This is a genomic window from Nocardia kruczakiae NBRC 101016 (assembly GCF_001612965.1).
GTDB lineage: Bacteria > Actinomycetota > Actinomycetes > Mycobacteriales > Mycobacteriaceae > Nocardia > Nocardia kruczakiae.
This window is the reverse complement of record NZ_BDBL01000046.1, coordinates 1-13,158: the sequence shown is the minus strand read 5'-3', so window position 1 is coordinate 13,158 and position 13,158 is coordinate 1. Positions and strand designations below refer to the sequence as shown.

At 68.9% G+C, this 13,158-nt stretch carries 7 protein-coding genes and 1 riboswitch; of the genes, 3 read left to right on the top strand and 4 right to left on the bottom strand.

Translation table 11 applies throughout. The features are described 5' to 3' along the window. The first annotated feature begins 9 nt into the window (after window positions 1-9). Window positions 10-495 carry a pantetheine-phosphate adenylyltransferase gene (coaD, locus tag NK1_RS27455; RefSeq protein WP_036503754.1) on the top strand — a complete coding sequence of 162 codons (486 nt, stop codon included), beginning with the start codon at window positions 10-12 and terminating at the stop codon, window positions 493-495. An 81-nt stretch (window positions 496-576) separates the two neighbouring features. On the opposite strand, the gene rsmD is transcribed toward coaD, so the two are convergent. Further along, window positions 577-1,134, bottom strand: a complete 558-nt coding sequence (rsmD, locus tag NK1_RS27450) for a 16S rRNA (guanine(966)-N(2))-methyltransferase RsmD (protein ID WP_063013329.1) — start codon at window positions 1,132-1,134, stop codon at window positions 577-579. A gap of 132 nt (window positions 1,135-1,266) precedes the next feature. Then, on the bottom strand, window positions 1,267-4,671 hold the full coding sequence (locus tag NK1_RS27445) for a pyruvate carboxylase (RefSeq protein WP_063013327.1): 3,405 nt from the start codon (window positions 4,669-4,671) through the stop codon (window positions 1,267-1,269). Window positions 4,672-4,884: 213 nt separating this feature from the next. Further along, window positions 4,885-5,104: riboswitch (cobalamin riboswitch) on the top strand. A 135-nt stretch (window positions 5,105-5,239) separates the two neighbouring features. Between NK1_RS27445 and metE the strand changes: the two genes are divergently transcribed. Together metE and NK1_RS27435 are read left to right on the top strand one after the other, a co-directional pair. Continuing rightward, window positions 5,240-7,510 carry a 5-methyltetrahydropteroyltriglutamate--homocysteine S-methyltransferase gene (metE, locus tag NK1_RS27440; RefSeq protein ID WP_245660859.1) on the top strand — a complete coding sequence of 757 codons (2,271 nt, stop codon included), beginning with the start codon at window positions 5,240-5,242 and terminating at the stop codon, window positions 7,508-7,510. A 295-nt stretch (window positions 7,511-7,805) separates the two neighbouring features. Next, the gene (locus NK1_RS27435) at window positions 7,806-9,218 is read left to right on the top strand and encodes a short-chain fatty acyl-CoA regulator family protein (protein WP_063013390.1); all 1,413 of its coding nucleotides are present in this window, start codon (window positions 7,806-7,808) and stop codon (window positions 9,216-9,218) included. On the opposite strand, the gene recG is transcribed toward NK1_RS27435, so the two are convergent. Together recG and NK1_RS27425 are read right to left on the bottom strand one after the other, a co-directional pair. Further along, window positions 9,219-11,504 carry an ATP-dependent DNA helicase RecG gene (gene recG / locus NK1_RS27430; protein WP_063013325.1) on the bottom strand — a complete coding sequence of 762 codons (2,286 nt, stop codon included), beginning with the start codon at window positions 11,502-11,504 and terminating at the stop codon, window positions 9,219-9,221. After that, a partial coding sequence (locus NK1_RS27425; protein WP_063013323.1) for a DAK2 domain-containing protein occupies window positions 11,505-13,158 on the bottom strand: 1,654 nt, incomplete at its 5' end. It lies immediately after the preceding gene.

Genomic DNA, 13,158 nt, shown 5'->3' with positions numbered 1-13,158 from the left:
CGTCGCTGCATGGCTGGAGCACTGTGCCCCGGGTCCTTCGATCCGGTGACCAACGGGCATATCGACGTCATCTCGCGCGCGGCCGCGCAGTTCGACGAGGTGGTCGTGACCGTGATGATCAACAAGAGCAAGCAGGGCATGTTCAGCGTCGACGAGCGGATCGAGATGTTGCGCGAGGCGACCGCCGATCTGCCGAACGTGCGGATCGAATCCTGGTACGGGCTGCTGGTCGATTTCGCTCGCGAACAGGGCATCACCGCCATGGTCAAGGGTCTGCGCGATGCCACCGATCTCGGGTACGAGATGCAGATGGCGCAGATGAACAAGCACCTCTCGGGCGTGGACACCTACTTCCTGGCCACCAACCCGGCGCTGAGCTTCCTGTCCAGTTCCCTGGTCAAGGAGGTCGCGACCTTCGGCGGCGACGTCACCGGCATGTTGCCGCCGGAGGTTCACAAACGCCTGCTGGCTCGCATCGCCGAACGCCGCGGCTGAGTTGTCGCCGCGGCGGCGGAAGCCACCGCCGCGGCAGGCTTTCCCGACGGCACGACCGCCGAGCGAGCATCCGGCCGGAGATTACCCGTGGTATTCCGCCAGGTCGACGCGGGTTTCGCCGTATCGGCGCGACTTCAACACTGAATAACCTGCGGGCCAAGCGGTTTCGGGCGATCGCGCCGACCGCTCGACGACGATCAGCGCATCCTCGTACAGCCACCCGTTGGCCGCCAGTGCCCGCAGGTCGGCCTCGACAGCGGCATCGTCCACGGCGTAGGGCGGGTCGGACAGCACCAGGTCGTACGGCTCTGCCGGTGCTGTCGCCAGCACGGAAGCGACTGTGCCCATGCGTAATTCGGCGCCGGGCACATCGAGATCCGCGATATTTCCGCGAATCACCGCAGCCGCTTTGCGATCCGATTCGACCAGCAGCGCACGGGTCGCCCCGCGCGACAGCGCCTCCAGACCGAGGGCCCCGGAACCGGCATAGAGGTCGAGCACCCGGATGCCGTCGAAATCCAGGCGCGCGGAAAGCGCGTTGAACAGCGCTTCCCGCACCCGGTCCGAGGTGGGCCTGGTGCCCGCGGGCGGAACCCGCAGCCGCCGACCACCAGCCGTGCCCGCGACGATCCGGGTCACCGCAATCCCTCCGCCACGGCACGCCCAGGGCGCGGGGTCGACCGGTCCACCGGCATACGGTCCGCGCGAGCCGGTCCGTGACCGATCACGGCCGCCTCTCGCTACGCGCCCGAACCTGGCTGACCGGCAACCTCATTCGGCCGCGGTCTCGTTCATGCGCAGTTCCACCAGCAGATCGCCACCTTCCACCTGCTGCACCGTGCCGATGGCCACGCGGGCGACGACACCGGCGCGGGGTGCGGTGATGGCGGCTTCCATCTTCATGGCCTCGATCGTGCCGACCGTGTCACCGGCGGCGACCGTGTCACCTTCGCCGACGGTCAGCGTGACGACACCGGCGAAGGGGGCGGCGATGTGGCCGGCGTTGTTCTTGTCGGCCTTCTCCGCCACCGGGACCTCGCTGGCGATCGAGCGGTCGCGCACCTGTACCGGACGCAGCTGCCCGTTGAGGATGCACATGACCGTGCGCATACCCCGCTCGTCCGGTTCGGAGATCGCCTCCAGACCGATCAGCAGGGTGACGCCCTTCTCCAGTTCGACGCGGTGTTCCTCGCCGTGGCGCAGACCGTAGAAGAACTGATTCGCCGACAGGCCGGTGGTATCGCCGTATTTCTCCCGGTGCGCCAGGAATTCCGCAGTCGGAGCGGGAAACAGCAACCGGTTCAACGTCTCTCGCCGCTGCTGCGACGAACCGTCCAGCGCCGCGGCGTCTTCCGCGGTCAACGGCACTTCCGGCTTCGCCGGGCCGCGGCCCTCGAGAGCGCGGCTGCGGAAGGGTTCGGGCCAGCCACCGGCCGGGGTGCCGAGTTCGCCGCGCAGGAAACCGATGACCGAGTCCGGGATGTCGTAGCGCGCCGGGTCGGTGGCGAAATCCTCCACGTCCACACCGGATCCGACCAGGGACAGGGCGAGATCACCGACGACCTTCGAGGACGGGGTGACCTTGACCAGGCGGCCCAGCAGCCGGTCGGCGGCCGCGTATTTCGCCTCGACCTCCTCGAACCGGTCGCCCAGCCCGAGTGCGATGGCCTGCTGCCGCAGATTCGACAGCTGCCCGCCCGGAATCTCGTGGTGGTACACCCGGCCCGTCGGCCCCGGCAATCCGGATTCGAAGGGCGCGTACACCTTGCGCAACGCCTCCCAGTACGGCTCGAGATCGCAGACGGCGTCGAGGTTCAGCCCGGTGTCGTAGGGCGAATGCGCGGCCGCGGCGACGATCGCCGACAGTGCGGGCTGGCTGGTGGTGCCGGCCATCGGGGCGCTCGCCCCGTCCACGGCGTCGGCGCCGGCCTGCCAGGCCGCCAGATAGGTGGCCAACTGACCACCCGGAGTGTCGTGGGTGTGTACGTGCACCGGCAGATCGAAGTTGCTGCGCAGCGCCGTCACCAGCGTGTGCGCGGCCGGCGCCCGCAGCAGTCCGGCCATGTCCTTGATCGCCAGCACGTGCGCGCCGGCCTCCACGATCTGCTCGGCGAGCTTCAGGTAGTAGTCGAGGGTGTAGAGGTTCTCGTTCGGATTCGACAGATCGCCGGTATAGGACATCGCGACCTCGGCCAGCGCGGTCCCGGTCTCGCGCACCGCATCGATCGCCGGCCGCATCTGATCCACATTGTTGAGTGCGTCGAAGATCCGGAAGATGTCGATGCCGGTATCGGTGGCCTCCCGCACGAACGCCCGCGTCACCTGCTCCGGATACGGCGTGTAGCCGACGGTGTTGCGCCCGCGCAGCAGCATCTGCAGGCAGATGTTCGGAATCGCCTCCCGCAGCGCGGCCAGCCGCTCCCACGGATCCTCGTACAGGAACCGCAGCGCCACATCGTAGGTCGCGCCACCCCAGCACTCGACCGACAGCAGTTCCGGCGTCATGCGGGCCACGTGTCCGGCCACCGTCAGCAGTCCACGCGTCCGGACCCGGGTCGCGAGCAGCGACTGATGGGCGTCGCGGAACGTGGTGTCGGTGACGCCGACGGCGTCGCGCTCGCGCAGCCAGCGCGCGAAACCCTCGGGACCCAGCTCGAGCAGTCGCTGACGGGTACCGTCCGGCGGCGGCGCACTCAGATCGATCGCCGGCAGCTTGTCGTGCGGATATACCGCCGTCGGCCGGTCACCGTGGGGCTTGTTCACCGTCACGTCGGCCAGATAGCGCAGGATGCGGGTGCCGCGGTCGGCCGACCCGCGCTGGGTCAGCAGCTCCGGGCGCTCATCGATGAACGAGGTGGTGATCCGCCCGGCCCGGAAGTCCGGATCGTCGAGCACCGCCTGCAGGAACGGGATGTTCGTGGCCACGCCGCGGATGCGGAACTCCGCCACCGCGCGCCGGGCCCGCGCCACCGCCGCACCGAAGTCGCGGCCGCGGCAGGTCAGCTTCACCAGCATGGAGTCGAAGTGCGCGCCGACCTCGGCGCCCAGGTTCGCACCGCCGTCGAGGCGGATACCACCGCCGCCGGGCGAGCGGTAGGCGGTGATGCGTCCGGTGTCGGGACGGAAACCGTTGGCCGGATCCTCGGTCGTGATCCGGCACTGCAGCGCGGCACCGTGAATCGACACGCTGTCCTGGCTCAGTCCCAGATCCGCCAGCGACTCGCCGGCCGCGATGCGCAGCTGCGACTGCACGAGGTCGACGTCGGTGATCTCCTCGGTCACCGTGTGCTCGACCTGGATGCGCGGGTTCATCTCGATGAACACATGCCGGCCGCGCTCGTCGAGCAGGAACTCCACGGTGCCGGCGCACGAGTACCCGATCTGCCGCGCGAAGGCCACCGCGTCCGCGCAAATGCGCATCCGCAGTGCGGGATCCAGATTCGGCGCGGGCGCGAGCTCGATCACCTTCTGGTGCCGCCGCTGCAGCGAACAGTCGCGCTCGAACAGATGCATGACGTTGCCGTGCTGATCGGCCAGGATCTGCACCTCGATATGACGCGGGTTGATCACCGCCTGCTCGAGGAACACCGTCGCGTCCCCGAACGCCGACTCTGCCTCGCGCATGGCCGCCTCGATCGCCTCGCGCAGCTGCACCCGGTCCGCCACCCGGCGCATACCCCGGCCACCACCACCGGCGACCGCCTTCACGAACACGGGGAACTCCATCTGCTCCGCGGCGCGCAGCAGCTCCTCGACATCGGCCGAGGGCGCGCTGGAGTTCAGCACCGGAAGCCCGGCGGCCTTCGCCGCAGCGATGGCGCGCGCCTTGTTACCGGTCAGTTCGAGCACCTCGGCCGAGGGACCGATGAAGGTGATGCCCTCCTCCGCGCACGCCGCGGCGAGGTCCGGATTCTCCGACAGGAAGCCGTAGCCGGGGTAGACCGCGTCGGCGCCGGCGGACTTGGCGGCGCTGATGATCTCCGGAATCGAGAGGTAGGCGCGCACGGGATGCCCGGGGACACCGATTTGATACGACTCGTCGGCCTTGAGGCGATGCACCGAGTTGCGATCTTCGTAGGGGAAAACCGCCACGGTGCCGATGCCGAGTTCGTAGGCGGCACGGAAGGCACGGATGGCGATTTCCCCGCGGTTGGCGACCAGCACTTTGGAGAACATTCGATAAAGGTACCTGCCCGGTGAGCGGGGCCGGACAGTGAATACGGCTTCGCAGCCATCCTCACAAACCGGATCGGCGAGTCTGCGAAGTTGTGTTCTTCCAGCGGAAACATATGCGGCCGGGCGGGCGGTGTTTCCCCTGCCGCTCGCGGTGGATTACGCTCGGGAACGCAGCTGGTTCGCTGCCGTCGACGAGTTGGAGCCCCGAGCGTCGCGCGCAGCGTCGAAACCGGTCCTCGCGGGCCGGCGAGAGGGAACCCGGTGGGAATCCGGGACTGTCCCGCAGCGGTGAACAGGAACGACCGCCGTCATGAGCACTGGATCCTTTCCGGGAAGCGACGGCCAGTAGGCGACATCCGGGGCCCCATCTCCGGACCGGTCCGCACGACCGATGCCTGTGAGTCCGAAGACCTGCCGGTTGTGCCGGATACGCCGTATCCGGCGGCCACCGCCTCGTGGATCGGGCGGGCGGACCCGTGGCACACCGGAACCCCCGGTGCGGCAGTGTTTTTCGGGGCTTCGTCCGCCGTGCGGCGGTGACCTGTGGCTTCCACTTCTGGAGAACACCGTGACTGTCACAACGCATACTCGTTTCACCGCAACGGTTCTGGGCCTGCCACGCATCGGGCCGCGGCGCGAACTCAAACGCGCCGTCGAAAAGTATTGGGCCGGACGGATCGACGCCGCCGAATTGCAGGCCGTCGCCCGGCAGCTGCGCGCCCAGGGCTGGACCGCGGCGCGCGACGCCGGCCTCGACGCGGTACCGGTGGGCACCTTCTCGTTCTACGACCAGATGCTCGATACCGCGGTCATGTTGGGCGCGCTGCCAGCACGAGTCGCCGGCATCGACGATCCGCTGGACCGCTATTTCGCCGCCGCGCGCGGCGCCGAGGGCATCGAACCGCTGGAGATGACGAAATGGTTCGACACCAACTACCACTATCTGGTGCCGGAAATCGGCCCGGACACCTGGTTCGCGCTCGATCCGTCGGCACTGCTCGGCGAGCTGCGCGAGGCGCGTGAGCTGGGCATCGCCGCCCGGCCGGTGGTGATCGGCCCGCTGACCTTCCTGGCCCTGTCCAAGGGTGTCGACGGCGTCGCGCCGAGGGATCGGCTGGCCGAGCTGATCCCGCTGTACCGGGACCTGCTGGCCCGGCTGGCCGACGCGGGCGCCGCCTGGGTCCAGATCGACGAACCCGCCCTGGTGCGCGACCTCTCCGAGGCGGAACTCGGCGCCGTCCGCACCACCTACGCCGCGTTGAGCGACGGGGACCGGCGGCCGAACATCCTGGTGGCCACCTACTTCGGCTCCCCGGGTCCGGCGCTGGGCGCGCTGGCCGCCACGCCGGTCGAGGGTGTGGCACTCGACTTCCGTTCCGGCACAACCGTTTCCGAGGTCGCCGCGGCGCCCGCCCTGGCGGACAAACTGGTGGTGGCCGGCGTGGTGGACGGCCGCAACATCTGGCGCACGGACCTGGAAGCGGCGCTGAGTGAGCTGGCTACCCTGCTGGGTTCGGTCGGCGCGCTGGCGGTGTCGACCTCGAGTTCACTGCTGCATGTTCCGTATTCGCTGGACGCGGAGCCCGGCCTGGATCCGGTGCTGCGGGCGTGGCTGGCTTTCGGCGCCGAGAAGATCGACGAGGTGCGGGTCCTGGCGCGCGCGGTCGGTGCGGGTACCGACGCGGTGGCCGCGGAGCTCGCCGCATCCCGCGCCGCGATCGAGAGCCGCCGCTCCGATCCGCGTCTGCACAACGAGGCGGTGCGGGCCCGTCTCGCCGGTCTCGGTGAGGATCAGGCGCGGCGGGCGCCGGCGCAGCGCCGCCGCGAGCTGCAGCGCGCGCAGCTGCGCCTGCCGCTGCTGCCCACGACCACGATCGGCTCCTATCCGCAGACCACCGCGATCCGCACCGCCCGCGCGGACCTGCGCGCCGGCACGATCGACGACGCGCAGTATCGCGAGCGGATGCGCGCCGAGATCGCGGATGTGATTGCGCTACAGGAGAATCTAGGGCTCGACGTGCTCGTGCACGGCGAACCCGAGCGCAACGACATGGTTCAGTACTTCGCCGAACAGCTCGACGGATTCGCCGCCACCGACAACGGCTGGGTGCAGTCCTACGGCACCCGCTGCGTGCGCCCGCCGATCCTCTACGGCGACGTCGTGCGCACCGCGCCGATGACGGTCGAGTGGATCACCTACGCCCAGTCGCTGACCGGCAAGCCGGTCAAGGGGATGCTGACCGGCCCGGTCACGATTCTGGCCTGGTCGTTCGTGCGCGACGATCAGCCGCTCGCCGACACCGCGCGGCAGGTGGCGCTGGCCATTCGCGACGAGACGGTGGATCTGGAGGCCGCCGGCATCCGGATCGTGCAGGTCGACGAACCCGCGCTGCGGGAGCTGCTGCCGCTGCGCCGCGCTGATCAGCAGCAGTACCTGGACTGGGCCGTGGGCGCGTTCCGCCTGGCCACCGCCGGGGTTCGCGAGGACACCCAGATCCACACCCATCTGTGCTACTCCGAATTCGGCGAGATCATCGGCGCCATCGCGGCCCTGGATGCCGATGTCACGTCGGTGGAGGCGGCGCGCTCGCATATGGAGATCCTCGACGATCTCACCACCGCCGGATACGCGCTCGGCATCGGGCCCGGCGTCTACGACATCCACTCACCGCGGGTGCCGAGTGTGAGCGAGATCGAGAACTCGCTGCGCGAAGCGATGAAAGCCGTTCCGGCGGAGCGGTTGTGGGTGAATCCGGACTGCGGGCTCAAGACCCGCGGCCGCGCCGAGGTGGAGGCGTCGCTGCGCAATATGGTCGAGGCGGCCGCCCTGGTGCGCTGATGCCGCACGGTCGGCGACTCGCCCGGACGCGGGTCGCCGGCCGGACAGGCTGCCGGAAATGTGGGCTCCGGCGGGCGCCAGCAGCCTTTCCGGCAACCTTTTCCACCCGGTGGTTCACCACCTCCGAGCAGCACTTCCGCTATCGTGCACCCACCGGATCCGGCCGCATACTTCGCACGCTACGCATGACCGAAGTTGATCAAAACTCCTTGCAACAGCAGATTTTTGTACGCGCCGAGTAGCGAAATTGCAATGATTGCGAAGATGTGAAGGTAGCATCTGCGGCGTGCGCAAGATGTATGCGGGTGCCCGGTTACGGCGGTTGCGCGAAGAACGACGGATGACCCAGGCCGCCCTGGCCAAGTCGTTGGAGCTTTCGCCCAGCTATCTCAATCAGCTCGAACGTGACCAGCGACCCCTGACGATTCCCGTTCTCCTGAAACTCAATTCGACCTTCGATCTGGATGTGCAATTCTTCGCCGCCGACTCCGACGCACGTCTGGTGTCGGACCTGCACGAAGTGCTGGTGGAGGCGGCCGGCGGTACCGCCCCGCCGGCCGCGGAGGTCGAAGATCTCGCCACCCGGCTGCCGGAGGTCGCCAAGACGATCGTCGCGATGCATCGCCGTCTGCGCGCCACCACCGATCAGCTCGATCTGTTGTCGTCGAAGGTCGCCGCTCCCGCCGGGGCGCCCGGCGTCCCGATGCCCTACGAGGATGTGCGCGACTTCTTCTACGACCACCACAACCACATCCCCCAGCTGGATCTGGCCGCCGAACGACTGTTCGACGAATGCGGTCTGACCATCGGATCGATCGATCGCCAACTGGCCCGTGTGGCCGAGGAGCGAGCCGGGGTCACCGTTCTGGTCCGCGGCGACGGCGCCGATCCCGCCGTTCCGAAACGGCGCTACGACCCCGAGACCCGCACCCTCATCCTCGCGCGCCGGCTGCGCCCCGGTCAGCGGGCATTCCAGATCGCCACCACCCTCGCCTTCCTGCTGCACGGCGATCTGCTCGACGAGGTCCTCGACGCCACCCCATCGCTGGTCGGTGAATCGCGGGCCCTGGCCCGGGTCGGCCTGGCCAACTATTTCGCGGGCGCGGTGGTACTGCCGTACGGGAAGTTCCTGCGGTCGGCCGAGGAACTGTCCTACGACATCGACCTGCTCTCGCTGCGTTTCGAGGTCGGCTTCGAGACGGTCTGCCACCGGCTGAGCACCCTGCAGCGGCAGGGACAGCGCGGAGTGCCGTTCTTCTTCGTCCGCACCGACCGCGCGGGCAATATCTCGAAACGTCAGTCCGCCACCGCATTTCACTTCTCCCGGGTGGGTGGCAGCTGCCCGCTGTGGGTGGTGCACGAGGCGTTCTCACATCCCGGGCGGATCCTCACGCAGGTCGCGGCCATGCCGGACGGCCGCCGCTATCTGTGGATCGCGCGCACGACCTATCCCAGTCCGCACGGATTCGGCACCGCCACCAAGGAATTCGCGGTCGGTCTGGGCTGCGATATCGAATACGCCGATCGGCTGGTGTATTCGCAAGGCCTGCAACTCGACGAGCCGGCCGCCGCGGTGCCCATCGGCGCCGGCTGCAAGGTGTGCGAGCGGCCCGCCTGCCCGCAGCGCGCGTTCCCGCAGATCGGCCGCCCGCTGGCGGTCACCGAGAATTCCAGCGTCGATTTGCCGTATCCGCCCGCGATCCGCTGATCAGGACTTCGCCAGATATTCCAGCCGCTCGGAGTCGACGGCGGCATGCATCATATTCGCCAATCCCGGATGGTCGGTCAGCCCCGGATCGGCGTCGACGACCTCCCGTGCGAGCACTTGGGCGGTGGTGATGACGTCGAGATCGTCGAGCAAGGAGAGCAGTTTCAGGCTGCGCGCGGTACCCGACTGCGCCGAACCCAGCACATCGCCCTCCCGGCGCTGCCGCAGATCGAGCACCGACAGTTCGAAACCGTCCAGCGTGCCGGCCACCGCCTCCAGCCGTGCCATGGCCGTACCCATCGGCGAGGTTTCGGTGATGAGCAGGCACAGTCCGGGATGCTTGCCGCGGCCCACCCGGCCGCGCAGCTGATGCAGCTGGCTGACGCCGAACCGGTCGGCATCCACGATGACCATGACGGTCGCGTTGGGCACGTCGACGCCGACCTCGACGACCGTGGTGCAGACCAGCACATCGATATCGCCGTCGTTGAACGAGCGCATGACGCGATCCTTGTCGTCGGTCGGCAGTCGGCCGTGCAACAGGCCGAGACGCAGCTCCGCGAGCGGACCTGTGCGCAGCGTCTCGAAGACGTCGAGGGCGGCGTGGGTGGTCGGCGCCTCGCCCGTGTCGTCGGCGGCCTGCTTGCGCCCTTTCGTTTTGGTGCCCTTCTTCGGTGCGCCGTCGTCCTCCTCGTCGCCGATGCGCGAGCACACCACGTAGGCCTGCCGGCCCGCCGACACTTCCTCCCGGATCCGCTCCCAGGCACGCTCGACCCATGCCGGTTTCATCCGAGCCGGCACCACCCGGGTGGTGATGGGTGAGCGGCCGCGGGGCAGTTCGGTCAGGGTGGAGGTTTCCAGATCGCCGAGGGTGGTCATCGCGATGGTGCGTGGAATCGGCGTCGCGGTCATCACCAGCAGATGCGGGGTGATGCCCGCTTTCGCCTTGGCGCGCAACGCGTCTCGCTGCTCCACCCCGAAGCGGTGCTGTTCGTCGACGATCACCATGCCCAGATCGAAGAATTCGACCGCGTCCTGGATCAGCGCGTGCGTGCCGATCACGATGCCGGCCGTCCCGGTCACCACGTCCAGCAGTGCCGCCTTCTTCGCACTCGCCGACATCGAACCGGTCAGCAGCACCACCTTGGTGGCATGGTCGGCGGCGCCCAGTTCGCCCGCCGCGCCGAGATCGCCGAGCATGGACCGCAGCGACCGATAGTGCTGGGCGGCAAGGACTTCCGTCGGCGCCAGCAGCGCACACTGCAGTCCGGAGTCGACCACCTGCAGCATCGCGTGCAGGGCGACGATGGTTTTACCGGAACCGACCTCACCCTGCAGCAGCCGGTGCATCGGGTGCGGACGCGACAAATCTCCGGAGATCTCGGCGATCACCTTGTTCTGGCCGGCGGTCAGCTCGAACGGCAGGCGCTGTTCGAATTCGGCGGCGATCCCGTCGGAGCGCGGCGCGCACGGCCGCGCGGTGCGCCCGGCGGCGTCGTGACGGCGCTGAGCCAGAACCAGCTGCAACGCCAGGGCCTCGTCGAAGCGCAGCCGCTGCCGGGCCTGGTCGATATCGGATTTGCGTTCGGGCAGGTGGATCAGCCGCAGCGCATCCGAGACGGGAAGCAGTTCGTGGTCTTCGCGGAGGTCCGGCGGCAGCGGATCGTCGATCGGGTCGAGCTGGTCGAGCACCTGCCGCACACACGCCAGGATGTCCCAGCTCTGCACCTTCGCCGTCGCCGGATACACCGGGATGTATTCCCGTTCGAAGAACGAGATGTCGACTCCCCCAGCGCCTTTCGCACTCTCCGCCAGACCGCGGAGGGCGCCGCCGCCGCGCACGGAGGTGAGGCTGTCCACCGATTCGGCGGTTTCGGGCAGGATCAGATACGACGGATGCGACAGATTCCAGCGGTCCGGGCGCCACCAGTGCACAGTGCCCGACATCATGGCCCGAACACCCTGTTTGACAAGGTAATTCACCTTGTCGCCGTTGAAGAAGGTGATCTCCACCGGTTTCGCGGAGCCGGTGTCGAGTTCCACCTTGAGCAGCTTGCCGCGACGCTGGCGCATCGGTCGCAATTCGGTCTTGCTCACCCGGCCCACCACCGTGATGTGGGCGCCCTCCTCGGGTGCCTCCTCGGTGAGCGGCTGGCCCTGGGTGGCATAACGCAGCGGATAGTGCCGCAACAGATCCTCGACGATATGCATATCGAAGGCGTCGGCCAGCGGTTCGGCCGCCTTCACCCCCAGCACGTGATCGAGCCGGTCGCTCAGTGTCGCCATCTACTCCACCCCGATCTGGACCAGATCCACGGCCTGACCGCCGTCGTAGGTGACGACCTCCACGCCGGGAAATTCCGTGGTGATGTGTGCGGTGAGCTCGTCCGCCAACCCGGCGGGCGCCTGCGCGCCGAGCAGCAGCGTCACCAGTTCCCCGCCCAGGCCGAGCATGCGATCGAGCAGCGTCCGGGCGGCTCGGCGCAGGTCCGGATCGATGACGACCACATCGTGGCCCACCAGGCCGAGTCCATCGCCCTGCTCGCACGTGCCGACGATGGTCAGCGCGCGTTCGGCGGCGACGCGGACCGCGCCCCACCGGGTACTGGCGGCAGACTGCGACATCGTCAGCGCGTCGTCGACGGCCAGGCTGCCGCTGTCGTGCAGGGCGAGCGCGGCCAGCCCCTGCACCATGGAGCCGCTGGGCAGCATCATCACCTCACGCCACCCGTCCCGGGCGGCCATGCCGATCGCCACCAGCTCCGGCGCCGGCAACGCCCCGTTGGGCAGCACCAGCACTTCCCGCTGCGGCATCGCGCGAATGGCGGCGAGCAGTCGATCGGCGGTCACCGCGCCGGTGAGCACGACCGCACCGGAGTCCTCGAACAACCGCACCGCCCCCGCGCCGGTGGCGATCGCGAGAATGCCTCGATCGGACTGTCCTTGCGCGGCAACGGAAGTGCCGAACAGACCCTCGATCCGGATGTTGCTCAGAGCGCCGGCGGCCAGACCCGCCTCCACTGCGGCGCCGGCGTCGGCGCAATGCACGTGCGCCGACCAGCTGCCCTCGCCGTCGCCCACCACGACCACCGAATCCCCCAGCGCGGCAAGGCCATCACGCAACCGGTCGATGCGCGCCGGATCGGTCTCGACGATGCGGTACATGACCTCGTACTGGGGAACCCTCGCCCGATCGCGCCGACCGGACTCCTTCCCGGCGCGCCGCACGGCCTCCGTGCCGGACGCGCGCTGCGGCGAAATCACCGGCAGCGCGGTATCTGTCGAAACCGACCGCGCACTGACGATGTGCGCGTAATCGGAGTTCCCCGGCGCTACAGCGCGACTCGTACCCGGGCCGTCGCCCGCTATCCCGTCCAACGGGGCATTCTCCGGCCGTTCCGACGACGAATTCGCATGCACCGCAGTAGCGTTCACCCGCACGTCCGGCGAATCCGCCGCCAGGGAACCGCGACGTACCGTGCCAGCGGCCGACCGCGCGGCATCCGACGCCGTCACCCGGTAGACCGGACGCGCGGGTGCGCTCCCGGTGCACACTTCCACCAGGGCGTCCAGCAGTACCAGCAGCCCGCGCGCCCCGGCATCGACCACACCGGCCGCGCGCAGCACGACCAGTTGTGACGGTGTCTCCCCCAGCGCCTTCACCGCCCCGTCGGCGGCGGCGACGGCCACCGCGGCGACCGTCTGTTCCGCACAGTCCTCCGCGCGGTCCGCGGCCGCTTCCAGCACGGTGAGCATGGTGCCCTCGACCGGTTCGCTCAGCGATTCCCGGACCAGGACCGCCGCCCGGCGCAACGCGGTGCGCAGTGTGGCCGCGGTGAGGTCGTCGCGATCGGCCGCTTCGGCCAGCCCGCGCAGCACCTGCGACAGGATGATCCCCGAATTCCCGCACGCCGCGGCGGTGGCGGCCCGGGCCATGGCA

Excerpts from the sequence above, each read along its gene's own strand:
- recG (WP_063013325.1), bottom strand. The coding sequence starts at position 11,504 with ATGGCGACACTGAGCGACCGGCTCGATCACGTGCTGGGGGTGAAGGCG.
- coaD (WP_036503754.1), top strand. The coding sequence starts at position 10 with ATGGCTGGAGCACTGTGCCCCGGGTCCTTCGATCCGGTGACCAACGGG.
- NK1_RS27435 (WP_063013390.1), top strand. The coding sequence starts at position 7,806 with ATGTATGCGGGTGCCCGGTTACGGCGGTTGCGCGAAGAACGACGGATG.
- NK1_RS27445 (WP_063013327.1), bottom strand. The coding sequence starts at position 4,671 with ATGTTCTCCAAAGTGCTGGTCGCCAACCGCGGGGAAATCGCCATCCGT.